Source organism: Pseudarthrobacter raffinosi, from assembly GCF_023913735.1.
GTDB lineage: Bacteria > Actinomycetota > Actinomycetes > Actinomycetales > Micrococcaceae > Arthrobacter > Arthrobacter raffinosi.
This window is the reverse complement of sequence record NZ_JAMXBH010000002.1, coordinates 38132-63451: the sequence shown is the minus strand read 5'-3', so window position 1 is coordinate 63451 and position 25320 is coordinate 38132. Positions and strand designations below refer to the sequence as shown.

Here is a 25320-nt window from a genome sequence, read left to right as displayed (position 1 = left end):
ACCGAAAGCCTCGTTTGGGAGCATTAAGTGCTGGTCAGATGGCCGGCCAACCACGGATGGCGCATTAAGCACAGCGGGCCCCTGCCTTCGCAGGGGCCCGCTGTGCTGGCCCGGGAAGCCCCGGGCCGGTGGCAATTAGTTGCCGGTCAGCTTCTCGCGCAGAGCTGCAAGAGCCTCGTCCGAAGCAAGGGTACCGGCCCCGGCGTTGGACTCGGCAGCAGGCTCCGAAGAGTAGCTGGTGGTGCCGGAATCGCTGTCACCGGACGTTGCAGCTGCAGCGTCGTCAGCAGCGTGCTGGGCAACCTGCTTCTTGTGTGCTTCCCAGCGGGTCTGGGCGTCAGCGTACTGCTGCTCCCAGACGGCGCGCTGGTTCTCGTAGCCTTCAAGCCACTCGTTGGACTCCGGGTCGAAGCCCTCCGGGTACTTGTAGTTGCCCTCTTCGTCGTACTCAGCGGACATGCCGTAGAGCGCCGGATCGAATTCGGTGGACTCGGCGTCAACGCCCTCGTTAGCCTGCTTGAGGGAGAGGGAGATGCGGCGGCGCTCGAGGTCGATGTCGATGACCTTGACGAACAGCTCGTCACCAACGGAGACAACCTGCTCAGCCAGCTCCACGTGGCGGACTGCCAGTTCGGAGATGTGCACGAGGCCTTCGATGCCGTCTTCGACGCGTACGAACGCACCGAACGGAACGAGCTTGGTGACCTTACCCGGAACAACCTGCCCGAGGGCGTGGGTGCGGGCGAAGGTCTGCCACGGATCTTCCTGCGTAGCCTTGAGCGACAGGGAAACACGCTCGCGGTCCAGGTCGACTTCGAGAACCTCGACAGTGACTTCCTGGCCAACTTCGACAACCTCGGACGGGTGGTCGATGTGCTTCCAGGACAGCTCGGAAACGTGAACGAGGCCGTCTACGCCGCCCAGGTCCACGAAGGCACCGAAGTTGACGATAGAGGAAACAACGCCGGGACGAACCTGGCCCTTTTCCAGCTTGTTGAGGAACGTGGAGCGGACCTCGGACTGGGTCTGCTCGAGCCAGGCACGGCGGGACAGCACAACGTTGTTGCGGTTCTTGTCCAGCTCGATGATTTTGGCTTCGATCTTCTGACCGATGTACGGAGCGAGGTCGCGCACACGGCGCATCTCGACGAGGGATGCGGGCAGGAAGCCGCGCAGACCGATGTCGAGGATAAGACCACCCTTGACAACCTCGATGACGGTACCGGTGACAACACCGTCTTCTTCCTTGACCTTCTCGATGTCGCCCCAGGCGCGCTCGTACTGAGCCCGCTTCTTGGAGAGGATCAGGCGGCCTTCTTTGTCTTCCTTGGTGAGCACCAGGGCTTCGACGAGATCGCCAACGGAGACAACGTCTCCGGGATCAACGTCGTGCTTGATGGACAGCTCGCGGGAGGGGATGACACCTTCGGTCTTGTAACCGATGTCGAGCAGAACTTCATCGCGGTCGACCTTGACGACGGTACCTTCGACGAGGTCTCCGTCGTTGAAGTACTTGATGGTGGCGTCGACTGCTGCGAGGAAGTCCTCAGCGGTACCGATGTCGTTAATGGCGACTACGGGGGTACCGGGCTTCTCGGTGGAGGTGATGGTCATGTAGTAGGGGCTCCGTTGTGGATAGTAAGTCGGTCAGGCAAACCGCCGCGCCCGCGTTATGGAACGCAGGCGCAGGTCTTCGGGCGATCGCAGGGATCTTCCGGGTCTTCCTGATTTGTGGATTCTAGAAACGCGCACGTAGTACGCGCCCACTTATTCTAGTCGCAGCGGCCAACGAGGGTCAAAGCGCATGGCAACGAGCGGCCTGGCTGAGCGTGCCTGCAATGCCGGGGCTCAGAAGTGTGTGAGGCAGTGCGTGGCGCGCTCCACCGCGAACATCCCGCGGGCCCGGAGCGCCGCGCCCTGGGTGTGTTCACGGATCCGGCCCGCCGCCGTCAGCGTCACCGGGCTGACAGCGCCGAGGTAGATGGATGACAGCGCGGAGACATCCAGCGTCAGGTCCGGATCCTGCGCAGCTGCCAGACGCACGACGGCGGCCTCGCCGCCGCTGACGTCCACGGCAAACGTTCCCGCCGTGAGACCAAGCGGGTCCTGCACCTCGAGCACCAGCCTGCCGTCCAGCGGGTAATGCCGGGCTTCCAGCGCCTGGGCCACGTCCAGGATGCGGAGCCAGAGCATGTCCCGGCTGTCTGAGGAGTCGATGCAGCGGGGATCGGCCAGTGCCCACGTGAGCGGGTCATCCAGCGGTGCTTCGTCCCACGTGATGCGTTCCACCAGGTCGATGGCGGCCAGGAACTGCCAGAGCTCCAGGTACGCCTCGTTCGTGGCCGCCACGAGGTCCACCACCTGCATGGTGTAGGGCTCGGTGTCCCAGCCAAGGAATTTGTAAGAGACGTAGCCGTCCACGGCGCCGTCGGGGCCGTAGTGCAGTGCCGCCTTGACGGCAGGATCTTCCTTGCCCTCGCGGCCCAAGGAACCTGAAGCAAGCTGGCGGTACCAGTCCTGGCGGCCGATCGATCCCGGCGTCAGGCGGTGCACGCGGTCGAAGACGACCGGCGCCAGGTCCAGCAGCACACGGGGGTCCGCGATGTCCACGGTACCGACGGCGTGATGGTTGAGCCGGAACCGGGCAGTGGTGTCCACTTTCACGGTCCGTTCGAAGCTGGCCACGCCGTAGCCAAAGCGCCCATAGATGGAGCCTTCTGACGCTGTCAGGGCGGCCATTGCCAGGCCATCGTTTTTCGCCATGGCCAGGTCCTCGGACATCATCCGGCGCAGCAAGCCGCGCCGCCGATGTGAGGTCCGGACCGTCACAGCTGTGACCAGTTGCGTTTCCAGCAGCCGGCCGAAGCCGATGTTGAGTGTTTTGCGCAGGGTGCCGAAGGTTGCCACCGGTACCTCCGCGGGGAGCGACCCAGGCGCGACTTCCCGGGTCTGGTAGGCGCCGGTGAAGATCCGCCGGTCAGCTGCGTAGGTCTCCAAGGATTTGGCAACATGCTCCGGTGTCCGCGTGGATTCGTGGAAGCCAAAGGCGACCGCCTTCACCCATGATTCGGCGTCGGGATAACCCGCCTCGCCTTTGGATGCCGCTGGGAAGCGCCGGATTTCATAGTCATCACTCAGTTCGGCCACACCGCCGAGCCTAACCAATGATTCCGGCGCCTGGCCAGCAGCAACACGCTCGCAGGCAGGAAGTTCCGCAGAGCCGGCGGGAAATGGCTCAGAGCCGCCGCACGGGTTGGCGGAGGATGGTTTTGAGCTTTTCCGGTGCCACCCGGCGGGCGTCGCTGAGGTAGATCTCGTGGTGCAGGCCGGCAAATCCGAAGCCCTTGGACGGAATGTATTCACTGTGCAGGCGGTGCAGCGTGGGGGCCTCGTCGTCGTAGCTGCCGATGTGCAGGATCTGCAGCGAGAGGCCTTCATCGAGGGTCTCAAGGCGGAGCAGGTCCAGCCCCGGAACGTTCTTCGCCGCCGCCTCCGCGATACCGTCCTGCACCTCGGCGGCGCCGATCCAGCCTGGCTGATGGATCATCATGGTCCACTTCCAGCTGTTCTTCTCGCCCCGGGTGAAGGCGTCAGGATCGTCTGCTGTCCACAGGCCCTCCAGCGGCCCGACGACGTAGTCCCGGCCCGCGTGCTTGCTGGCGAACTTGACGGCGTAGGACACCGAATACAGGGCCTCGAGGGCGGCGGCGTAGGCGGGGGCCGTCCCCGGATTACCTTGCCCGTCCAGCATCAGGTAGCTCAGCGGAGGGACGGTGACCACTTCGAAGTCCCGGGCCCGGGGCGCGTACAGATCCTTGAACTGTTTCTTGACGTCGTACTTGTCCATCGCGCCCCACCCATTCGTTCCCAGCAGCCTAGTGGCCGGCGTCGTACCAGCTGGGGCCCACCCCGATCTGGACATCCAGCGGGATGCTGAGGTCCGCGGCGGAGCCCATCTGCTCGGTGACGAGCTTCTCCACCGCAACACGTTCGCCGGCGGCGACTTCAAGGACCAGTTCGTCGTGGACCTGCAGGAGCATGCGCGACTTCAGGCCCTGGGCCGCCAGTGCAGCGTGCACGCCCAGCATGGCGCGTTTGATGATGTCCGCGGCCGATCCCTGGATGGGTGAGTTCAGGGCGATGCGCTCCGCGTTTTCGCGAAGCTGCCGGTCCGTGCTGGTGAGGTCCGGCAGGTAGCGGCGACGCCCCTCGATGGTGGCCGTATAGCCGTCCACCCGGGCCTGGTCCACCACTCCGCGGAGGTAGTCGCGGACGGCGCCGAACCGGTCAAAGTAGTCCTTCATCAGCGTGCGGGCCTCGTCCACGGAAATTTCCAGCTGCTTGGACAGGCCAAACGATGTGAGGCCATAGGCGAGGCCGTAGGACATCGCCTTGACCTTGGAGCGCATGGCACTGGTGACTTCTTCGGTGGGCACGTGGAAGATGTTCGAGCCCACAAACCGGTGGAGGTCTTCGCCGTCCTGGTAGGCCTGGATCAGGCCTGCGTCGCCCGAAAGGTGCGCCATGATCCGCATTTCGATCTGTGAGTAGTCCGCGGACAGCAGGCACTCGTAGCCGTCGCTGACCACAAAGATGCCGCGGACGCGACGGCCTTCCTCGCTGCGGATGGGGATGTTCTGCAGGTTGGGATTGTTGGAGGAGATCCGGCCCGTCGCTGCCACGTTCTGCGCGTAGGTGGTGTGGATCCGGCCGTCTTCCGTCACGGACTTCTTGAGCGACTCCAGCATCTGGCGCAGCTTCGAGGACTCCCGGTGCGCCATCAGCTGGACCAGGAATTCGTGGCCGGTCTTTTCCAGCAGGTTCTTCAGCGACGCGGCATCGGTGGTGTAGCCGGACTTGATCTTCTTCGTTTTCGGCAATTCGAGTTCGTCAAAGAGCACGGTCTGCAACTGCTTGGGCGATCCGAGATTAACCTCGTGGCCGATCGCGGCGAAGGCAAGTTCCTGCGCGTTGTCGATCACTTTGGCCAGATCGGCGATCTGCTCGTCCATGCGCGGCAGGTCGATGGCGATGCCCGCTGTTTCCATGTCGGCCAGCACCCGGCTGACGGGCAGTTCCAGGGTGGTCAGCAGGTCCCCCGCCTTGCGTTCGGTGAGCTCTGATGCGAAGTGCCGGCTCAGGGCCTGGACCACGGCCGCCACCTGGACCAGCGCGCCGGCGGCGGCGGCGTCGTCGAACGCCAGCTCCAGCTGGCCCGCCTTGGAGGCCTCGGACGGAACACTGACGTTGAGGTGATGCTGGGCCAACTCGGCGAGTTCATACGTGCGGCGGTCCGGCTGGATGAGGTATCCGGAAATTGACGTGTCATCCACTACGCCTTCCAGTCCCAGGCCACGGCTGGACAGGGCCTTCAACGCAGCCTTGTAGCCGTGCATGACCTTTGACGAGCTTTCATCGCGCAGCCAGTCCGCCAGGACGTTTTCGGCTGCGGCGTCCTGCGCGGCGAGGTCGATATAGACGGCGGCATCGTCACGGACGATGGCCAGTGCGGCGGCGTCCTCGCCGATCCGCCCGGGCACCAGGTCGACGGCGACTGCCGACGTCTTGCCAGCGCCCGCCGCCAGGAAGGCACCCAGCTCGGCGGCCCCGGCGGGAATCACGAAGTCCGGCGCGGCGATGGTTTCGCGCTCCGCAGATTCCACGTCCTCGCTGCCGTAAAGGGCAAAGAGCCGGGAACGGATGGTCTTGAATTCAAGTTCGTCGAACAAAGCCTCCAGCGCGGCTTCGTCCGGCCGCGGTTCCGCGAGATCATCCAGGGTGAGCGGAAGTTCGAGATCCGTGTGGAGCCTGTTCAGGCGTCGGTTGCGTTTGACGTCCTCCACGTTTTCCCGGAGGGCATCGCCCACCTTGCCGCCGATCGCATCCAGGTGCTCGAGGACGCCCTCAAGACCGCCGTAAAGGTTGATCCACTTGGCCGCGGTTTTCGGGCCGACGCCCGGAACGCCCGGAAGATTGTCCGCGGTCTCGCCCACCAAAGCGGCAAGGTCCGAATACTGCGCGGGCGTCACAAGATACTTTTCCTGGATGGCTGCCGCGTCCATCCGGGGAATGTCGCTGACGCCCTTCCTCGGGTACAGCACAAAAACGTTGTCCGTGATCAGCTGGAAGGCGTCACGGTCGCCCGAGACGAGCAGCACCTCGAAACCGGCCTTTTCCCCCATGGCGGCGAGGGTGGCCAGGATGTCATCGGCCTCATAGCCGGGCAGTTTGATGGTCTTGATGCCCCAGGCGCCCATGACCTTGTCGATGAGGTCGATCTGGCCGCTCATCTCACGGGGCGTTTCGTTGCGTCCTCCCTTGTACTCGCTGTACTCGGCTTTGCGGTGCGTGGTGTCATCCGAGACGTCGAAGGCGACACAAATGTGGGTGGGCTTCTGTTCCTTGATCAGGTTGATGAGCATGGACGTGAAACCGTGGATGGCGTTGGTGTGCTGTCCGTTGGCGGTGGAGAACTTGTCCGCCGGCAAGGCGAAGAACGCGCGGAACGCCATCGAGTGGCCGTCCAGAACCAGGAGCCGCGGCTGGCCGGTGATGGGAACCACGGGGCCTTCCGTGGCGGAAACCTGGCCTCCGGCCGGCAGGACGTTGATGTCCTGCAGGGCAGCATCAGCGTCAAGCACTGCGGTCTCGGACGGGAAGGGGGCCGGTTTGGTAGTTTCACTCACAGGTGCCAGCCTAGTTCCCATGATGGACAATTTCACGCCCGGGCCCTTCACTGAGGAATTGGTCACAGCAGGCATCCCGGCGCACCTCCACGACTGGCTCGGCCGCCTGGGCATCGGTGCCCTGGTGGTGAAGATGGGGATCCACTTCCTCGAGATGAGCCCGGAACGAACGGTGGCCACCATGCCGGTGGAAGGGAACACCCAGGTGGCAGGCATCCTGCACGGCGGCGCCCATGTGGTGCTGGCCGAAACCTTGGGATCCTTTGCCGCCGGGATGCACGCAGGCGCAGGCAGGCACGCCCTGGGCATCGAAGTGAGCGCCACCCACCACCGTGCAATCGCCGCGGGCACCGTGACAGGTACGTGCACCGCGATCCACCTGGGCCGGACACTGACAACGCATGAAATCGTGATGACCGACGAACAAGGCCGCCGCCTCTCCACCGCACGCCTCACCAACATGCTGCGGGACAACGAGCCCGCGGAGGCCTAAGCGCCTCAGTCCGTTCAGCTCCCTAGCGCGCCGGAACCGGGGAGGTGAGGGTGTAGCGGAGCTCCACTATGCCCCGTCCCAAGGTGCGGGACGCCGTCAACTCAAGTGGCGACGTCGGGCCCTCCAATGGCAGCAGCCGTTTGCCGTCGCCCAGGACCACGGGGATGACAGAAAGGATGAGGTCATCCAGCAGTCCCGCGTTGGCGAACTGCGCAGCGAGGTTGCCGCCGCCCACCACCCAGACGTTCAAGCCGCCGGCGTGGTCCCTGAAGTCCTGGATGAACTCCTGGACGGGTCCGCGGACGAACGTGATGTCCGTGCCGGCCGGGGCAACGTGCTCGTGCCGGGTAAACACATAACAGGGTGTGGAAGGGTACGGCCAGTTGCCGGGTTCGTGCTCCATCAGCCAGGCGTACGTCTCGCCGCCCATAACAATGCAGCCGACGCCGGCCATGAAGGTTTCGTAGCTTTCCTTGCCGCCCTCGAAGCCGTCGAACTCAAGAAGCCAGGCGAGGTCATCCTTCGTGGTGGCGATGAACCCGTCGATGGAGGCCGCGACAAAATACTGGATCCTGGACATGGAACCAGAGTAGCGCTGCGGTGTGGACGGGCTGAAGGGCTACTTGCTGAAGTACGGAATGATCAGGTACAGCCCGAACATCACAGCCAGGCCGCAGAGGCCGAAGCAGGCGGAGGCGAAGTAGCGTTTGGCGCGGGGTGAGGCCTGCTGGGCGTCGCCGGCGATGGCCGTCAGCCGCACGCCCAGCGAATACAGGACCACAACCGTTACCGCGGACACCAGGGTGGTGCCGGCCACAGTCAAGAGTTCCAACCACTTCATAGCTGAGCGTCCTTGTGCTGGTTCGCCTTGGCGCGGGCCCGGGCGAGGGCTTTCTTCTTGGCGAAGCGGACGGTCTGGCCCGCTTCTTCGACTTCCACGGCATTGTGGTGGCCCACCGAGGACTTGCGGGAGTAGAAGAACATAAACAGCACCGCGGCGGTGCCGGCGACGGCGGCAATCACCACCCCCGTCTTCACGAGCAGCGCGGTCAGCGCGCCCACAATGCCGGCCGCGGGAAGCGTGAACAGCCACCCCAGGGCGATCTTGCCCACCATGTTCCACCGCACCGTGGTGCCCTTACGGCCCATGCCTGACCCGATGACGGAGCCGGACGCCACCTGCGTGGTGGAAAGAGCGAAACCCAGGTGGGAGGACGCAAGGATGGCTGAGGCGGTGCTGGTCTCGGCCGCAAACCCCTGTGCGGGCTTGACCTCAGTCAACCCGGAGCCCATGGTCCGGATGATGCGCCAGCCACCGGCATAGGTGCCGACCGCGATGGCTAGGGCGCATGCCGTGATGACCCAGAACTGCGGGCCCGAACCCGGGGACTGGGTGCCGGCGGAAATCAGCACCAGGGTGATGATGCCCATGGTCTTCTGTGCATCGTTGGTTCCGTGGGCCAGCGCCACGAGGCTGGACGTGAAGATCTGCCGGTGCGGAACCCGCCCCGCTTCTGCGTCAGCTTGCTGCCGGTTTCCGGATCGTGCCGCGACGTCAGGGCATACGCGAGCCGCGTGCAAAGGTACGCCACCAGGCCGGCAATCAGCGGGGCGAAAATGGCGGGCAGGATGACCTTCTGCAGCAGCGTTTCCAGGTTCACGGAATTGAACCCGATACCGGCGATGGCCGCGCCGATCAGCCCGCCGAAGAGCGCATGCGATGAGCTGGACGGCAGTCCCTTGAGCCACGTGATCATGTTCCAGAAAATGGCACCCATAAGCCCGGCGAAAATAATGTCCGGCGTGATCTGGACACCGTCCGAGCCTTCCCGGATGATGCCGCCGGAGACTGTTTTGGCCACTTCCGTCGAGAGGAAGGCACCTACCAGGTTCAGGATTGCCGCGAGAGTCACCGCGGTCTTCGGCTTGATGGCACCGGTGGCGATGGGCGTAGCCATCGCATTGGCGGTGTCGTGGAATCCATTTGTGAAGTCAAAAAATAATGCCAGTCCGATGACCAGCGCCACCATAAAGGTGATATCCACCTGTTGCCCAATCTGCTGAGTCGACGTTCAGCAGTTCCACTACCCGCCGTGCCCTGCAACGCATACTTCACCTACAGTTCATGTGAAATGACCTGTGGAGTTAACGGAACCGGCGTAAATTCCTATCGATCGTACGCGTCCATGGCATCAGGTCAAAAACAGCTGCTCCGTGACAAACCCACCGACGGCGGCCAGCTCGGCGGGAGAGATTCCCCGGCGCGGATCGGGCGACACCGTGAGGATGCGTCGGCCCAGGAATCCGGCCCACGCCAGTGCTTCCTGTTCATAGCGGAGCTGATCGTCAATCCACACGATGCCATCCGGGGCGTTGGCCGCCAGGTCCTCCTGGAGAGCGGCAAGCTTCCACCAGCCCTCCCCCGTTCCGGCACCATCCGCTGTCAGGCAGGGCCAGTGGCCACCTGCAAGTCCGATGGCAGGGCATAAGTATTCCGCGGCCATCTCCTCCCAGCTCGTGAGCCACACGCACCGGACTCCAGGCAACCGGGAAAGCCGGTTCAGCCCGTCAACCAGCTGGCCCGCATATGCCACCTCAAGCACGCCGGCGTTCGCAAGTATCCAGCCGGAACCCCATGGCGTCGTGCCCGTCGCTCCGAACGGGCAAACGACGCCGTCGACGTCCAGGTACAGGGTGACGTTCCGCACTGCCGCTCCCGGTCAGGCCGGCAGGCCCGGAACGGCCCTTAAGCGATTGAGGGGCTGCACGCATCAATGGTTGCACTGCGCCCAGCCCCTCCTCAAGGACTCGCGGATAAGGAGTGTGTCCTAGGCAGAGAACGCCTTGGCCGGGGCGGCTTCAGGGCGGGCGGGGCTTCCGTGCTGGTCATGGCCGTAGAGCCAGTCGTTGTACTGGAAGTTGTTGTCCGTCCGGCTCTTGAACAGCAGATTCCGGAGCGTGCGGGCCAGGCCGGAGACGTGCCACGACTCGCCCCAGACACGGGCATTCCGCTGGACCCGGGCCGTGCGGCCGGCACGGATGGTGTTGAATTCCTTGATGGCACCATCCCAGGCTGCGGGGTTGACGCCGTCCGCGGTGAAGACGGTGCCGTTGGTGACGTCCTGCAGCACGGCCGCGTCTTCGAGGGCCTGGCAGGCGCCCTGGGCCAGGTACTGGAGCATGGGGTGCGCGGCGTCACCCATCAGGACCATTCGGCCGGCCACCCAGTTTTCGATCGGGTCACGGTCGTACATGGGCCAGCGCATGGCGGTGCCAAGATTCTTCAGTGCCTCCTGCACTGCCGGAATGCAGTCCTTGTAAGCCGCTTCGAGTTCATCCACACCGCCATACTGCTCTTCGCCGCGTTCGAAGGAGGGGGACTTGAACACCGCGACGGTGTTCAGCAGCTCACCCTTGCGCAGCGGGTACTGCACCAGGTGGCAGTCCGGTCCAAGGTAGACGATGACGTCTTCAAGGTCGGCTTTGGGCGTGTTTTCGGTGATCGGCACGGTACCGCGGTACGCCACGTAGGCCGAGGAAACCGGCTCGTCGTTGGCAACGAGGGGGCGCAGGGTGGACTTAAGTCCATCGGCGCCGATGATGGCGTCCGCCTCATAGTCAACGCCGGCGGCGGTGTGCGCAATGCCGCGGCCGTTCACGGTTTCCACACTCTCCACCATGACGTCGTTGACGAGTTTGACGCCCGCCGCCTCACAGCCGTCGAGCAGGACCCGGTGCAGGTCGCTGCGGTGGATCACGACGTAGGGAGCGCCATAGCGTTCCTCGAATTCGCCGCCGAGCGTCTGCCTGGTGAGCTCCTCGCCGGTCACTGCGTCGCGAAACACGAGGTGCTTGGGGCGGACGCCGATTTCGAGGGCCTTCTCCAGCAGGCCCCAACGCTTCAGTACGCGTGAGGCGTTGGGGGCCATCTGCAGGCCCGCGCCCACTTCGCCGAACTCAGGAGCACGCTCCACGAGAGTCACTTCGGCGCCGTTCTCCCGCAGCGCGAGGGCCCCGGCCAGGCCGGCCATTCCGCCGCCGATAACGAGGACTTCGGTGGACGATTTCAGGTCAGACATTGCTGTCTCCTTCAGAGATTTTGGTAGTGGAATTGATCTTGGCGGAAATGGCTGCCAGCAGGACGGCTGCCACGGCTGCCGCACCGGCGAAAGCCAGGAAGTTGGAGTTGACGCCCAGCCCGGCAGCCAGCAGCAGCCCGCCCACCTGCGGTGCCGCGACGGCGCCTATGCGGCCGACGCCGAGGGCCCAGCCAAGGGCCGTTCCGCGCAGGTGCGCAGGGTAGTGGCTGGCCACTGCAGCAATGACGAGGCACTGCGTGCCGTGGGTTCCCACGCCGGCCAGGACCAGCATGAGGTAGACGACGGCGACGGGCGGGCCGGTGACCAGCACGAGCAGCGCGGCGGCAGCGACGCCGGCGGCGGCGATCGCCGTCGGGATCGGGCCGAACCGGGTCCCGGCCCAGGCGGTGATGACGGATCCCGCTACGGCACCCACGTTCAGGGCGAGGGCGAAAGTCAATGCTGAGCCGAGGTTGTAACCGGCCAGCTGCATCAGGTTGGGCAGCCACGTGCCGAGGCCGTACCAGGCGAACAGGGTTACCAAGGTGGCGAATGCGTAGAGCAGGCTCATGCCGAGGAACGGCGCCCGGAGCAGTGACCCGAAACCGGCGGGTTCCCGGGCTACTGCAGCGTCGGAGGACGCGGACGTTGCCAGGGTTTCAGGGAGGTAGCGGAGTCCCAGCGGAATGACCACTATCAAGGCCAACACGGCGACCAGGAACATCGCCGGCCAGCCGAAGGCGGGAATCAGCGGGATCCCTACCAGCGCGGCGATGGAGCCGCCGATCGGTACGCCAGACATCATGAGCGTGGCCACCGTTGAACGCCACTTTGTGGGGACCAGTTCTGCCACGAGCGCGTTGGCTGAGGGGACGAGGCCACCCAGGCCGATGCCCGCCAACAGTCGGAGGGCACCGAAGACGACGGCGTTGGGGGAAAACGCGCACAGGATGGTGAAGACGGAGAAAAGAATGGCGCAGCCGATGATGGTCCGGCGGCGTCCCCACGTGTCCGACATCCGACCCGCGAAGATGGCGCCTATCATCATGCCAACGAACGCCATCGAGCCGACGGTCCCAGCTGTGGCCTTCGTCAGCCCCCAGCCGGTGTCATTGATAAGGGACGACTGCACCGTGCCGTAAACAATGAGGTCGTAGCCGTCAAAGACCACCAGGAGCCAGCAGACCAGCACAGCCATGGCGGACTGCTTCGAGAACCGCGATGCGCCAGAGGAGAAAAGGCCGGCGCCGCCTGTGATTCCCGGCGCCGCGGCGGTAGGTGTGTGATTCATCCCACCACTGTCGGCCACCTCATACGGCCTCGCTATATAATTCTGCCATGCAGAACTTACCGGTCCAGCGAAAACCTACCTACCCCATCGAGACGGTGGACAACGCCCTGCTGTTACTTCAACTCCTGCGTGACGGGGGCAGCCTGAGGCTCAAGGATGCCGCCAACGAACTGGGCGTGGCTCCTTCCACCGCCCATCGGCTCCTGGCCATGCTGGTATACCGGGGCTTCGCGGTCCAGGACGAGTCCCGGCGTTATGTTCCCGGGCCGGCCATGGGTGCAGGCCCCGCCCGCGTGAGTTGGTCACGCCTGCTGCGGGAAGTGGCCAGGCCGCATATGGAGATGTTGTGTTCGCGGGTCAACGAAACGGTCAACCTGATGATCCGCGTGGGCACGAAGGTCAGGTTCCTGGACACCGTCGAGAGCACCAGTGCCCTGCGCGTTGGCGACCGCCAAGGAACAGTCCTGCCGGCCCACAAGGCCTCGGGCGGCAAGGCGATGCTGGCGGAACTTGAACCCGCCATGGTCGACCAACTGTTCCGCAGCAGCAACGCGGAGATCGGCGGCGACAACATCCCCGACGCCGAGTACCCGGCCTTCTTGCGGGAACTTCAAACCATCCGCGGCAACGGATTCGCCGCCAACTTCGAAGGTACCGAGGAAGGCATCAGCGCCCTGGGGATGGCCCTGCACAACCGCGCCGGCGACGTCGTCGGGGCATTGAGCGTAGCCACCCCGGTTGCAAGGTTCCGGCGACTCTTTGACGCAGGATTGGTTGGCGTCATGATGGAGACCCGGCGCCAGCTCGAAATCGACATTGCCGCCAACCCTTTCAACAGGGACTGATCCAACAGACCGGGCCCTTGCCCGGTGATTCTGCTAGGCAGAATATGTTGGAGGTCACATACTCCGCTCCCTAGAGTCGTTCGTACGCCCAAACGCTCATCGCACCATCAAGGAGGCCCCCATGTCCGTCAGCGCCGAGAATCTTACGCATGCTTCTGTTGCCGCCGGCCAGATTGTTCCGGAGCCGACGCCGGAGGAGGCTGCGCAGCTGGTGAAGCTTTATCAGGGTTTTGAGAGTGAGAACCTGGTCCCGTTATGGACGGAGATCGGGGATCTGATGCCGATGGTCCCGTCGCCGAAGGCTGTGCCGCATGTGTGGCGGTGGGATGATCTGTATCCGTTGGCTGCGCGGGCGGGGGATCTGGTCCCTGTTGGGCGTGGCGGGGAACGCCGGGCGATTGCGTTGGCGAACCCTGGCCTTGCCGGGACCCCGTACGCGACCCCGACGTTGTGGGCTGCGATCCAGTACCTAGGGGCCCGCGAGACCGCCCCGGAGCACCGCCATTCCCAGAACGCGTTCCGGTTCGTGGTCGAGGGCGAAGGCGTGTGGACGGTGGTGAACGGGGATCCGGTGGCGATGCGCCGCGGTGATTTCCTTCTCACGCCGGGCTGGAATTTCCACGGCCACCACAACGACACCGACTCCCCGATGGCCTGGATCGATGGGCTGGATATCCCGTTTGTGCATTACGCGGACGCCGGGTTCTTCGAGTTCGGCACCGAACGCGTCACCGACGAAGCGACCCCGGAGATTTCCCGGTCCGAGCGGCTCTGGGCCCACCCCGGCCTCCGCCCGCTCTCGGGTCTCCAGGACACGGCCAACTCCCCCATCGCGGCGTACCGGTGGGAACACACCGACGCCGCCCTGGCAGAACAGCTACTCCTCGAGGACGAGGGCCATCCGGCCACCGTGTCCCAGGGCCACGCCGCGGTCCGGTACTCGAACCCGACCACCGGCGGGGACGTCATGTCCACCATCCGGGCCGAATTCCACCGCCTCCGGCCCGGCGCCACCACCGAGCCCTTGCGCGAAGTCGGCTCCAGCGTCTGGCAGGTCTTCGAAGGCACCGGCACCGCGGTCCTGAACGGCGAGGCCAAGTCTCTGGCCAAGGGCGACCTGTTCGTCGTCCCGTCCTGGACCGAATGGTCCCTGACCGCCGACGAGGCTGCAGAGTTTGATCTGTTCCGATTCAGCGACGCCCCCATCTTTGAACGCCTGAACTTCAGCCGCACCTACACCGAAGGACGCAAGAACGCATGAGACTCCTCACCCTCCGCACCCAGACCAGCAACGGCATCAGCACCAACACCGTCGCGGTCCGCCAGGACGGGACCACCCTCACCGAGATCGACGGATTCACCGACGTCGGGGCCCTCCTGAAGGACCCCGCCTGGGAGGCCATCGCCAAAGCCGCCAACGGCGCCACCCACCCGTCTGAGGGCGCCGACCTCGCCGCCGTCATCCCCGCCCCGGGCAAGATCATCTGCGTGGGCCACAACTACCGCAACCACATCAAGGAAATGGGCCGGGAAGTCCCCGAGTACCCCACCCTGTTCGCCAAGTACGCCGAGTCCCTGATCGGGCCAAATGACGACCTGGCCCTGCCGCAGGAGTCCGACGCGGTGGACTGGGAAGCCGAGCTTGCGGTCGTGATCGGCAAGACAGGCCGACGCATCGCCGAGGCCGACGCCAAGGATCACATCGCCGGCTACGCCGTGCTCAACGACGTGTCCATGCGGGACTACCAGTTCCGGACCGTCCAGTGGCTCCAGGGCAAGACGTGGGAGAAGTCCACCCCGTTCGGACCCGCCCTGGTCACGCAGGACGAATTCAGCGCAGGCCCGCTGATGACCAGCGCCGTGGACGGGGAAATCCAGCAGCAGACCCCCACCTCCGACCTGGTCTTCACGCCCGAATTCCTGGTCTCCTACATCTCCACGATCATCACCCTGAACCCGGGAGATGTGATCGCGACCGGCACCCCGGGCGGGGTGGGCCACGCCCAGGACCCCAAGCGCTACCTGCAGGAAGGCCAACTCCTGGTCACCACCATCGAGGGCCTGGGCCAGCTGACCAACCGCGTGGTCAAGGAAGCCTGATGACCGCCCGCCAGGACCAGACGACGGACCCGGAGCTGCTCGAGGCGCTGCTCCAGGCCCGACGGGGGACCGCGTTCTTCGCCCGGAAACTCAACGAGCTCTCCGACGAGGACCTCGACGGCCCCTCGCTGCTGCCGGGGTGGAACCGCCGGCACGTCACCGCGCACATCGGCTACAATGCCCGCGCCATCGCCCGCCTCATCGAATGGGCCGCAACAGGGACCGAAACACCCATGTACGCGTCGCCCGAAGCCCGGGACCACGAAATCAGCTTCGGGGCGACCCTGCCGCCGATCGCGCTGCGGTACCTGTTCGACCACTCCGCGGTGCACCTGAACGTCGAATGGCGCGACCTCCCGGCACAGGCCTGGCACCACCAGGTCAAAACCGCTCAGGGCCGCGTTGTGCCCGCCACGGAAACCGTGTGGATGCGCACCCGCGAAGTCTGGACCCACGCCATCGACCTGGACAACGGAGCGGCGTTCTCCGACATCCCCGCGCCCGTGCTCGAACGGCTCCTAACAGACATCACCACCGCGTGGCACACCCGCGGCACCGACACCGGCCTGCTCATCAACGTCACCGGACCGGACCTGACATTCGGCGACACCACCGCCCAGAACCCGACGCTCATCACCGGAACCCTGCCCGGCATCACCCAATGGGCCACCGGACGCGGCACCCGCGGCGTCACCGCAACACACAACGGAACACCCCTGGACGAAACGCCCGCAGCCCCCAAATGGATCTGAGCCTGTGACCTTCGGGCAGCCGAAAAGCACTGCAAATAGTCAGGATAACGGAACAGCGGCGGGATAACCCGCCGCTGTTCCGTCGTTCTATGTCCCGTTCTAATGAGTGGAGCCTATGAGGCGGGAGCGGCCTGGGGGTTGTTGACGTTGACGAGCCAGGCAGTCCCGAACCGGTCCGTGCACATGCCGAAGATGTCGCCCCAGGGCGCCGGTTCCAAGGGAACGGTGACCGTGCCGCCGTCGGCGGACAGCTTCTCCCAATAGCCGCGCAGTTCGGCTTCGTCGTCGCCGCTGAGCGAAACCGAAATGGAGCTGCCGGTCGCGAGGTCCATGCCGTTCGGCGTGTCCGCCCCCATCAGGACCAGGCCGTTGCTGGCCGTCAGCATGCCGTGCATGATTTTGTCGGCTTCAGCCGGATCTTCGCTGGCGTGGAACTCCCCGAACGTGCTGAGGGCCAGGTCGCCGCCGAAGACAGACTGGTAGAAGGTCATCGCCTCGCGGGCGTTCTCGCGGAAGCCAAGGTAGGGGTTGAGCGTCGTTGGCATGGCCGGGTCTCCTTGAAGTACAGAACTGATTCGGATTCGAAACAGTCAACATCCTGCCGCACTTCCCGCCGCGTTCATAGGGTTCACGGAACCTGATTGCCCCGCAGTTTTCAGGGCATAAAGCGGTATCCCACACCAGGTTCCGTGAGGAGGTGGCGGGGTTTCCCGGGATCGGCCTCCAGCTTCCGCCGCAACTGGGCCATGTACACACGCAGGTAGTTGGCTTCCGTCTGGTAGGCCGGTCCCCAGACGTCCAGCAGCAACTGCTGCTGGGTCACCAGCCGGGCAGGGTTCCGGACCAGCAGTTCCAAGATGTTCCATTCGGTCGGCGTCAGCCGGACAACGTCCCCGTCCCTCGTGACCTGCCGTTGGGCCAAGTCCACAGTGAACGAGGAAGCGGCCACCGTGGGTGCCGACGCCGGATCCGGAACGCGGCGCAGGAGCGCACGCAGGCGGGCCAACAGCTCGTCGAGTCCGAACGGCTTGGTAATGTAGTCGTCCGCACCTGCATCCAGGGCGTCGACTTTGTCCGATGAGCCGTGGCGTGCGGACAGCACCAGTACGGGCAGGTTGCTCCACCGACGGAGTTCCCGCAGGACTTCCGCGCCATCCAGGTCCGGCAGTCCGAGGTCCAGGATCATCACGTCCGGCGGACGGTGGGAAGCGGCACGCAGGGCTGTGTCGCCGTCGGACGCTGACTCCACGGCGTAGCCGTGGGCCTGGAGTGTGATCCGGAGTGCCTTCAGCAGGTGGGGATCGTCGTCGACAACCAGCACACTGGTCCGGCGGCCGCCCTGCGTGCACGAAGAATCAGCCTGGTCCGAATTCACGTGGCCTCCTGACGCGGCTGGCCGGCCGCGTGACGCGCGCCCGGCGAGCCGGTGGAAAGGGCCAGCCTGATCACCATGGTCAGCCCGCCGCCGGGAGTTTCCTGTGCAGTCAGCGTGCCGCCCATGGCCCTGACGAACCCGTCGGCGACGGCCAGGCCCAGTCCCACTCCGGTGGCCTGTGGCCGGTCGTGGAGCCGCTGGAACGGCTGGAACATCTCAAGCACCTTCCCGGCGGGCACACCGGCGCCGTGATCGATGATCCGCAGTTCGCCGGACGGATAGCCATCCAGCGTGGCTGCACCCATGCCGTCGGAAGTGCCGGTGATGGTGATCCCCGAACCCGGCGCGTATTTGACGGCGTTTTCCACAATGTTCGCGATCACTCGGTCCAGCAGCACCGGATCGGCTTCCACAGTGGGCATGTTGGCGGGCAGCTCCACCCGGACTGTACCGTCCGGGAGCCCGCGCAGGGCCGGGGCAACAACCTCGCTCCACCGCACGGGTCCCAGCAGCGGCCGGACGGAATCGGCGGTGATCCTTGACATGTCCAGGAGGTTTCCCACCAGCTGGTCCAGCCGGTCCGTGCATTCGTCAATGGTTTCCAGCAGCTCCCGTTCTTCCGCGGGCGTATAGGTGACGGTCCGCTGCAGCAAGCCACCGGCGGCGAGCTTGATCCCCGCCAGGGGCGTCCGCAGGTCGTGGGACACCGCCCGCAGGATCGCCGTGCGCATGGAGTTCCCTTCGGCCAGCCGCAGCACCTCGCGCCGGCTGACGGCCAGCTGGCGGCGTTCCAGCTGGGCTTTCACGTGGACCGCAAACGCACCCAGCAACCGGCTTTCCACTGCCGGCACCTCCCGGCCGAACAGCACCAGCCGGGTGTCGGCGTCGACCGGTTCTGCGGTGCTGCCCGGCAGTCCGGTGACGCCATGCTCCCACCCGGAGGTATCCCCCGCAGCGGCCACGAGCGACCAGATCCTGCCGTCCGCGCCGCGGACTCCGGAGGGTCCCGACGTCGGAACGGAACCTTGCGCTGTGCCCTCCCGGCTGCTGTACACACCGGCACCGGTGGCACCAAAAACGTCCAGGGCCTCCGCCAGGATCCCGTCCAGGGTGTCCTCCGAACGGGAGGCGCCCAGGGCGAGGTCGCCCAGCGTCGCCGCCTCCGCCTGTGCGCGGGCAGCCTCCTTGGACCGGCGGGCAGACCCGTCCACCACCCCGGCGACTGCCACTGACACCCCCACAAAAACGGCCAGGGACAGGAGGTCCTGGGGATCACTGATCGCCAGGTCCTCCAGGGGCGGCGTGGAAAAGTAGTTCACCAGCACGCTGCTCCACAGCGCGCCGACCACGGCAGGCCACAACCCGCCCACCAGCGCCACCGCAACGGCGCCGGCAAGCTGGATTAGGACGGCGGTGGCAACGCTGTGGTCGAAGGCTGCGAGCAGCAGCTGCAGCAGGGCGGGCAGGGCTGCTGCGAGCGCAAAGCCAATAGCAACCCTGGTGCGGCCCAGGTCAGGCCGCCGGCGTGGTGCGTTCCGCTGGGGCGGGACGCGGGGAACTACCTGGACATCAACGTCGCCCGCACCGCGGACCACCCGGGCTTCCACGGTGCCGCCGGCGAACAACCCTGCCAGCACACTGGCAAGCGGTCCGCGGCGGGACTGCCCCACAACAATGTGGGTGGCACTGGACTTGCGGGCGTAATCGAGCAGGGCCCGGGCCGGATCCGTCGCGGAGACGGTGTGGTAGGTCCCGCCCAGGTCATTGACCAGCCGCCGCTGTGCCTCCAAAACCTGGGGAGACTCGCACGCGGCACCCCCTGTGGTGCGGACGTGGACGGCCACCAGCTCACCGCCGTCGGTCCTTTCGAGAATCCTGGCGGCGCGCCGGATGAGCAGTTCTGCGTCATCGCTGCCGTTGAGGCCAATGACTATCCGTTCCCGTGCCATGCCGCCATTCTCCCACCCGGATCCCGACGTCCCGTGCGGGCCTTTCCCGGGGTTAGGGCTTTGGTCATACGGACGTTAAGGATGCGTCAAGATCCGCCCGAATCCGGCTCCAAGGCGAGTGGGCAGTACTAGATTCTGCTGTGCCCGCGGTGCTGTGCCGCAGGCTGAAAGGCTTCCATGACCACCATGAGCAGACCCCCTGCCGATCCCTCGGCACTCCGTGCGACGCGGAAGGAGGCCCTTGGCAGTTGGCTGATGCATGGATTGGAGGATGCCAAGGGCACCCATCAGGGGCCGGGCGGGCTCGCGGACGAACAAAAGAAGCACCACTGGTGGCAGGTGATGTGCCTGACCGGCGTGGACTACTTCTCCACGCTGGGCTATCAGCCGGCCATCGCGGCGCTCGCGGCCGGTGCCATCTCTCCTCTGGCCACGCTGGTCCTGGTGGCCGTGACGCTGTTCGGCGCGCTGCCGGTCTACCGCCGGGTTGCCGGCGAGAGCCACCGCGGCGAAGGGTCCATTGCCATGCTGGAGCGGCTGCTCCCCAAGTGGCGGGGCAAACTCCTGGTGCTGGTGCTGCTGGGTTTCGCGGCCACGGACTTCATGATCACCATGACGCTGTCCGCCGCCGATGCCACGGCACACCTGATCGAGAATCCGTTTGCACCGGACGCCCTGCACGGCCAGGAGGTGGCCGTAACGCTGGCCCTGCTTGCCCTGCTCGCTGCCGTTTTCCTGCGCGGGTTCAAGGAGGCCATCGGCGTCGCCGTTGTGCTGGTGGTCCTGTACCTGGGGCTCAACGTGGTGGTCATCGCGAGGTCGCTCGCGGAGGCAGCCGCCCATCCGGTGGCCGTCGGTGACTGGTGGCAGACTCTTAATGCCTCCCACGGGAATCCGCTGATGGCGGTGGCCATCGCGTTGCTCGTCTTCCCCAAGCTGGCGCTGGGGCTGTCCGGCTTTGAAACCGGTGTGGCGGTGATGCCGCAGGTCCGCGGCGGCGCGGCCGACACCCAGGAGAACCCGGCCGGACGGATCCAGGGGACCCGGCGGATGCTGACCACCGCCGCCCTGATCATGAGTTCCTTCCTAGTGACCAGCAGCTTCACCACGGTTGTCCTGATCCCCGAGGCTGAGTTCCTGCCGGGCGGCGAAGCCAACGGCAGGGCGCTGGCGTTCCTGGCCCACGAATACCTCGGGCCGGGCTTCGGCACGGTGTATGACGTGAGCACCATCGCCATCCTGTGGTTCGCCGGTGCGTCCGCGATGGCCGGCTTGCTGAACCTTGTCCCCCGGTACCTGCCGCGGTACGGCATGGCCCCTGCGTGGGCGAAGGCAGTCCGGCCGCTCGTGCTTGTCTTCACGCTGATCGGGTTCCTGATCACCTGGCTGTTTGAGGCCGACGTCGATGCCCAGGGCGGGGCGTACGCCACCGGCGTCCTGGTGCTGATGACCTCGGCTGCAGTGGCTGTGACACTCTCGGCCCGCCGGCTTCAGCAGCGTAAGCGGACCATCGGCTTCGGCATCATCACGGTGCTGTTTGTCTACACAACGGTCACCAATATCTTTGAACGTCCCGAAGGCATCCGGATTGCCTGCTTCTTCATCCTGGGGATCATCAGCATCTCGCTGCTCTCGAGGGTGCTGCGATCCTTCGAACTGCACGCCACGCACGTCCGGCTGGACACCCAGGCCCTGGAGTTCATGGCGGAGAATCTGAGCGGGCCCATCGGGATCATCGCCCACGAACCGCTTCGCCAGTCGGCGGACGCATACCGGCAGAAACTGGCGTCCGCCACCGAAGCAAGCCATTTCCCCTCTGATTACCGGCCCCTGTTCCTGGAAGTGACAGTGGATGACTCCTCCGACTTCGAGACGGCCTTGGAAGTCCGCGGCGTGGTGCGGCACGGGTTCGCCGTCCTGGAAGTCCATGGACCGGTGGTGCCCAACACCATCGCCTCGGTGCTCCTGCACATCCGCGATGTGACCGGGCTGATGCCGCACGTCTACTTCCGCTGGACCGAAGGAAATCCTGCCGTGAACCTCCTGAAATTCCTGGTGCTGGGCGAAGGCGAGATCGCCCCCGTGACACGCGAGATCCTCCGCGAGGCCGAACCGAATGTCACCAAGCGGCCGTGGGTGCACGTGGGCTGACCGTTGACGGCGGCGGGACTTCACCCCCCGAGCTGGTGGACTGTGAAGGCCGTCAGGAACCCGACGGAGGCGGTCAGTCCGGTGAGGTTGTGGTGCTCTTCGAACGCCTCGGGGATCATGGTGTCGGCGAGCATCGCCAGGATCCCGCCCGCCGCGATCGCGGTAATGAAGGCGATGACGGCGTCCGGAGCGTTCTCCAGCGCCACATACCCGAGCAGGGAGGCGAACCCGCACATGACGGCTATGCCTCCCCACACCCCAAAAATGTAGCCGGTACTGCGTCCTGCCTTTTTCATCCCGGCAGTTCCGGAAAGACCCTCGGGAACGTTGGAAATGAAGACAGCCGCAAGCATGGCCGGACTGACCGATCCCGCGGTGACGAGTCCGACGCCGAGCACTATCGACTCCGGGATCCCGTCCAGGAGGGCGCCGAAGGCGATGGCCGTGCCGCTGCCCGGGCTGTCCTGCTCCGACGGTTGCTGGCTGCCTGAGCGTTTGCGGTGTTTTGCGCCGGCCCGTGTGAGGAGCATGTTCGCTCCCACGTAGACCACGGAGCCGGCCAGGAATCCGGTCACGGTGGGCCACAGGCCCCCTCCATCAACCGCCTCGGAGACGAGCTCGAACGCCAGTGCCGAAATCAGCACGCCCGCCCCAAAGGACATGATCGAGGAGACTAGTTTGGACGGAATGGCCCATTTCCACGACGCGGCGGCCCCCAGCACCAGGGCGGCACCGGCCACGGTTCCCCACATCAACGCCTGAAGCCACACCGGCATGCTGCCACCTTTCGTTCGCCCCGCACGGGACTCACCCTGCTGACTGAACCCATAGGCCCTGAACCTATCCTCCCTCGGCGTTGCACGCACGGCGCCGTGCCTGTCTACTGGCCAGGGCGCCAATTGTCGTAGGCTCAGGAGCATGGCCAGATACTTTGATGTTCATCCCCAGGATCCCCAGCCCCGCGCGATCACGCAGGCCGTGAAGATCGTGCTCGACGGCGGGCTGATCGCCTACCCCACGGACTCCTGCTACGCCCTCGGGGCCCAGCTGGGCAACAAGGATGCCCTGGACCGGATCCGGAATATCCGCAAGCTCGACGACAAGCACCACTTCACGCTGGTGTGCAAGGATTTCGCCCAGCTGGGACAGTTCGTGAACATCGGCAACGACGTCTTCCGCGCCATTAAGGCCGTCACGCCCGGCAGCTACACGTTTATCCTGCCGGCCACCAAGGAAGTGCCGCGCCGGCTGCTGCACCCGAAGAAAAAGACCGTGGGCGTGCGCATCCCGGACAACCGGGTGGTCCAGGCGCTGCTGGCCGAACTCGGCGAGCCCCTCCTCTCCAGCACCCTGCTGCTCCCGGACGAGGAAGACCCGCTGACCCAGGGCTGGGAAATCAAGGAACGGCTTGAGCACGAGGTGGACGCGGTCATCGATTCCGGCGACTGCGGGGCAGAGCCCACCACGGTGATCGACTATTCCAGCGGAGTGGCCGAGGTGGTGCGTCGCGGCACCGGCGACCCGTCCCGGTTCGAGTAGCCGGCTCGAACGGACTCAGTCCTGTTTGCGGGCCCGGCTCGGCTGCACCCGCGGGGGCTCACCGGGCATCTTCGGGTAGTCCGGCGGGAACGGCAGTTCGCCGAGCCCGGTCTTGAGGTCCCGCTCCCACCACTCCAACAGCACGTCAATGGTGCCCGGATGCGACTTCATGTCTGCCCAGGGATCGCCGATGGTCCTGAGCCGCTCGGGGACCGTCAGGATGGTGAAGTCCTTGGGATCCGCGCTGCCCAGTTCGTCCCAGCTGATGGGGCAGGAGACCGGCGCATGGGCCAGCGCGCGGGGGCTGTACGCGCCGGCGATGGTCCGGTCCCGGTTCGCCTGGTTGAAGTCCAGGAACACCTTCACCCCGCGTTCCTCTTTCCACCAGGCCGTGGTGACCTTGTCCGGCATCCGCCGCTCCAGCTCGCGGGCCGCAGCGATCACTGCGTGGCGGACGTCCAGGAATTCGTGGGTGGGCTCGATGGGCGCGTAGACGTGCAGGCCGCGGTTCCCCGATGTCTTGATGAACGTGTCCAACCCGGCCTCCGCCAACACGTCCTTCAGCGCCAGTGCAGCCGGGACGGCGTCGTCGAAGTCTGTGCCCGGCTGCGGGTCAAGGTCGATGCGCAGCTGGTCCGGGTTATCGGTGTTTTCCGCATGTGACGGCCACGGATGGAACACCACCGTATTCATCTGGACCGCCCATACTGCCGCGGCGGGTTCGTCAAGGACCAGCATGGGGTGCGAGCGCGCGCTCGGAAAGACCACCTTCACCGACCGGATGAAGTCCGGGGTTCCCTTGGGCGGGTTCTTGGAGAAGAACTGGTCCCCCTCGACGTTTTCCGAGAACCTCTGCAGCGCCACCGGCCGGTCACCGTTCGCGGCAATGAACGCCTCCCCCACATCCACCATGTAGCGTGCGAGGTCCAGCTTGGTCAGACCCAGCTCCGGCCAGAGCACCCTGCTGGGGCTGGAAACACGCATCTCGCGCTCGCCGTGCGGTCCCGGGACAGTGAGGGTGGTCTGTTCGCTCGCCATGGGGACAACCTACCCTGCGCCACGCGTGGCGTCAGCACCCCGGCGCCCAGGGCTGCCGGTGATCCGGCATCATGGACCTATGGCCGTAGCTGAATCCCCTGTCACCTTTCCCGTCGGCGACGTTGAGGTCTCCGGCGTTTACGCCCGCCCGGACAGCCCCTTCGCCACACTGGTGCTGGCGCACGGGGCAGGCGCCGGTATGGAGCACCCGTTCATGAGCGGTTTCACCCGTGGACTGAACGACGACGGCGTTGCCACCTTGCGCTTCAACTTCCCCTACCGCGAGGCTGGCCGAAAATTCCCGGACCGGCCGCCGGCAGCCATCGCCGCCTGGCGCGCCGCCATGCATGAAGCAATGCGGCGAGGAACCGAGCACGGTGATACGGGACCGGTGTGGGCTGCCGGCAAATCGTTTGGCGGCCGGATGGCGTCCATGGCAGTTGCCGAGGGAATGGACACTGCCGGCCTTGTCTACCTCGGCTATCCCCTCCACCCGCCCGGCAAGCCCGAAAAGCTCCGCGACGAGCACCTCTTCGGGCTCACGCTCCCCATGTTGTTCCTGCAGGGCACGCGCGACACCTTTGCGACGCCGGATCTGCTGGAGGGTGTGGTCTCCCGGATCGGTCCGTCCGCTGTCCTGGACTGGATCGACGGCGGTGACCACTCCTTCGCCGTCGCAGGAAAGAAACGCGACGCTGCAGAGATCGGAGCGTCGCTGGCGCCCAAGGTGGCCGGGTTCATGCGGAGCCGCGGCTAACCCATCCGGCCAGCCGTAACGGCCACGTGTCCCGACCGGTTACGCAGCGTCCTCGTGCCACCAGCCTTCCCAGGCGGTGGAGGTCAGCCGGCCGGTGGGGAAATCGGCCTTCCCGATCCCGCCATTGTGCGGGCGGCTACCCTCTCCGCGGCCGGCGTCAAAGAGGAAGTTCAGGCTACTCAAAAGCAACATTATGTGTGTCCCTTCGTGTGGTGGTCTGGACCACGTTGTCCAAGTAGGAACGAGCCTAACTGTGCCATGTTTC

Annotated in this window: 23 protein-coding genes and 1 pseudogene; 8 read left to right on the top strand and 16 right to left on the bottom strand. The window is 65.5% G+C overall.

The features are described 5' to 3' along the window. Positions 1 to 135: 135 nt before the first annotated feature. The 4 genes from rpsA to polA all read right to left on the bottom strand — a co-directional run bounded on the left by rpsA (position 136) and on the right by polA (position 6512). Positions 136 to 1614, bottom strand: a complete 1479-nt coding sequence (gene rpsA, locus NG698_RS02085) for a 30S ribosomal protein S1 (RefSeq protein ID WP_056339708.1) — start codon at positions 1612 to 1614, stop codon at positions 136 to 138. A 234-nt stretch (positions 1615 to 1848) separates the two neighbouring features. Then, positions 1849 to 3138: a GNAT family N-acetyltransferase gene (locus tag NG698_RS02080; RefSeq protein ID WP_252598919.1), complete on the bottom strand. Its 1290-nt coding sequence runs from the start codon at positions 3136 to 3138 to the stop codon at positions 1849 to 1851. Between the two features lie 97 nt (positions 3139 to 3235). Continuing rightward, positions 3236 to 3847: a GyrI-like domain-containing protein gene (locus NG698_RS02075; protein WP_252607934.1), complete on the bottom strand. Its 612-nt coding sequence runs from the start codon at positions 3845 to 3847 to the stop codon at positions 3236 to 3238. A 28-nt stretch (positions 3848 to 3875) separates the two neighbouring features. Continuing rightward, on the bottom strand, positions 3876 to 6512 hold the full coding sequence (gene polA / locus NG698_RS02070) for a DNA polymerase I (RefSeq protein ID WP_252608015.1): 2637 nt from the start codon (positions 6510 to 6512) through the stop codon (positions 3876 to 3878). Positions 6513 to 6705: 193 nt separating this feature from the next. On the opposite strand from polA, the gene NG698_RS02065 reads away from it, so the two are divergent. Continuing rightward, complete coding sequence (locus tag NG698_RS02065) at positions 6706 to 7179, top strand: hotdog fold thioesterase (protein WP_099093412.1); 474 nt, start codon at positions 6706 to 6708, stop codon at positions 7177 to 7179. Between the two features lie 22 nt (positions 7180 to 7201). Here the strand turns inward: NG698_RS02065 and NG698_RS02060 are convergent, their stop codons facing one another. From NG698_RS02060 to NG698_RS02035, 6 genes and pseudogenes are all read right to left on the bottom strand, one after another. Next, complete coding sequence (locus NG698_RS02060; RefSeq protein ID WP_252598756.1) at positions 7202 to 7759, bottom strand: dihydrofolate reductase family protein; 558 nt, start codon at positions 7757 to 7759, stop codon at positions 7202 to 7204. 39 nt (positions 7760 to 7798) lie between these two features. Then, the gene (locus NG698_RS02055; protein WP_252598755.1) at positions 7799 to 8020 is read right to left on the bottom strand and encodes a hypothetical protein; all 222 of its coding nucleotides are present in this window, start codon (positions 8018 to 8020) and stop codon (positions 7799 to 7801) included. After that, positions 8017 to 9224, bottom strand: a pseudogene (locus tag NG698_RS02050) (inorganic phosphate transporter). The gene NG698_RS02055 and the pseudogene NG698_RS02050 overlap by 4 nt, the downstream one beginning before the upstream one ends. Before the next feature lie 147 nt (positions 9225 to 9371). Then, positions 9372 to 9887: an HAD domain-containing protein gene (locus NG698_RS02045; RefSeq protein ID WP_252598754.1), complete on the bottom strand. Its 516-nt coding sequence runs from the start codon at positions 9885 to 9887 to the stop codon at positions 9372 to 9374. Positions 9888 to 10007: 120 nt separating this feature from the next. Continuing rightward, the gene (locus NG698_RS02040) at positions 10008 to 11258 is read right to left on the bottom strand and encodes an FAD-dependent oxidoreductase (protein ID WP_252598753.1); all 1251 of its coding nucleotides are present in this window, start codon (positions 11256 to 11258) and stop codon (positions 10008 to 10010) included. Beyond that, a complete protein-coding gene (locus NG698_RS02035; protein ID WP_252607933.1) occupies positions 11251 to 12549 on the bottom strand; it encodes an MFS transporter in 1299 nt (432 codons plus the stop codon). Before NG698_RS02035 ends, NG698_RS02040 begins: the two co-directional genes overlap by 8 nt. Before the next feature lie 47 nt (positions 12550 to 12596). On the opposite strand from NG698_RS02035, the gene NG698_RS02030 reads away from it, so the two are divergent. From NG698_RS02030 to NG698_RS02015, 4 genes are all read left to right on the top strand, one after another. Continuing rightward, on the top strand, positions 12597 to 13394 hold the full coding sequence (locus NG698_RS02030; protein ID WP_252607932.1) for an IclR family transcriptional regulator: 798 nt from the start codon (positions 12597 to 12599) through the stop codon (positions 13392 to 13394). Between the two features lie 121 nt (positions 13395 to 13515). After that, positions 13516 to 14655: a cupin domain-containing protein gene (locus tag NG698_RS02025; RefSeq protein WP_252607931.1), complete on the top strand. Its 1140-nt coding sequence runs from the start codon at positions 13516 to 13518 to the stop codon at positions 14653 to 14655. Continuing rightward, positions 14652 to 15494 carry a fumarylacetoacetate hydrolase family protein gene (locus tag NG698_RS02020; RefSeq protein ID WP_252607930.1) on the top strand — a complete coding sequence of 281 codons (843 nt, stop codon included), beginning with the start codon at positions 14652 to 14654 and terminating at the stop codon, positions 15492 to 15494. The genes NG698_RS02025 and NG698_RS02020 overlap by 4 nt, the downstream gene beginning before the upstream one ends. Beyond that, positions 15494 to 16246: a maleylpyruvate isomerase family mycothiol-dependent enzyme gene (locus NG698_RS02015; protein WP_252598748.1), complete on the top strand. Its 753-nt coding sequence runs from the start codon at positions 15494 to 15496 to the stop codon at positions 16244 to 16246. The genes NG698_RS02020 and NG698_RS02015 overlap by 1 nt, the downstream gene beginning before the upstream one ends. A 113-nt stretch (positions 16247 to 16359) precedes the next feature. On the opposite strand, the gene NG698_RS02010 is transcribed toward NG698_RS02015, so the two are convergent. The 3 genes from NG698_RS02010 to NG698_RS02000 all read right to left on the bottom strand — a co-directional run bounded on the left by NG698_RS02010 (position 16360) and on the right by NG698_RS02000 (position 19570). Then, entirely contained in the window at positions 16360 to 16791 is a 432-nt protein-coding gene (locus tag NG698_RS02010) for a VOC family protein (RefSeq protein WP_058932548.1), read from the bottom strand. A 110-nt stretch (positions 16792 to 16901) separates the two neighbouring features. Then, complete coding sequence (locus tag NG698_RS02005) at positions 16902 to 17621, bottom strand: response regulator (RefSeq protein ID WP_252607929.1); 720 nt, start codon at positions 17619 to 17621, stop codon at positions 16902 to 16904. After that, positions 17618 to 19570 carry a DUF4118 domain-containing protein gene (locus tag NG698_RS02000; protein WP_252607928.1) on the bottom strand — a complete coding sequence of 651 codons (1953 nt, stop codon included), beginning with the start codon at positions 19568 to 19570 and terminating at the stop codon, positions 17618 to 17620. Before NG698_RS02000 ends, NG698_RS02005 begins: the two co-directional genes overlap by 4 nt. 177 nt (positions 19571 to 19747) lie before the next feature. Here NG698_RS02000 and NG698_RS01995 point away from each other — a divergent pair, with 177 nt between their 5' ends. Next, complete coding sequence (locus NG698_RS01995) at positions 19748 to 21721, top strand: APC family permease (protein ID WP_252607927.1); 1974 nt, start codon at positions 19748 to 19750, stop codon at positions 21719 to 21721. 20 nt (positions 21722 to 21741) lie between these two features. Here the strand turns inward: NG698_RS01995 and NG698_RS01990 are convergent, their stop codons facing one another. Then, complete coding sequence (locus NG698_RS01990) at positions 21742 to 22497, bottom strand: ZIP family metal transporter (protein ID WP_252598744.1); 756 nt, start codon at positions 22495 to 22497, stop codon at positions 21742 to 21744. 142 nt (positions 22498 to 22639) lie between these two features. Here NG698_RS01990 and NG698_RS01985 point away from each other — a divergent pair, with 142 nt between their 5' ends. Further along, complete coding sequence (locus NG698_RS01985; RefSeq protein ID WP_058932553.1) at positions 22640 to 23260, top strand: L-threonylcarbamoyladenylate synthase; 621 nt, start codon at positions 22640 to 22642, stop codon at positions 23258 to 23260. Positions 23261 to 23275: 15 nt separating this feature from the next. On the opposite strand, the gene ligD is transcribed toward NG698_RS01985, so the two are convergent. After that, positions 23276 to 24298, bottom strand: a complete 1023-nt coding sequence (gene ligD / locus NG698_RS01980) for a non-homologous end-joining DNA ligase (RefSeq protein ID WP_252598742.1) — start codon at positions 24296 to 24298, stop codon at positions 23276 to 23278. Positions 24299 to 24377: 79 nt separating this feature from the next. On the opposite strand from ligD, the gene NG698_RS01975 reads away from it, so the two are divergent. Next, a complete protein-coding gene (locus NG698_RS01975; RefSeq protein WP_252607926.1) occupies positions 24378 to 25055 on the top strand; it encodes an alpha/beta hydrolase family protein in 678 nt (225 codons plus the stop codon). 39 nt (positions 25056 to 25094) lie between these two features. Here NG698_RS01975 and NG698_RS01970 read toward each other — a convergent pair whose 3' ends face one another. Then, positions 25095 to 25238, bottom strand: coding sequence for a hypothetical protein (locus NG698_RS01970; protein WP_252608023.1), 144 nt, complete (start codon positions 25236 to 25238; stop codon positions 25095 to 25097). Positions 25239 to 25320: the final 82 nt, after the last annotated feature.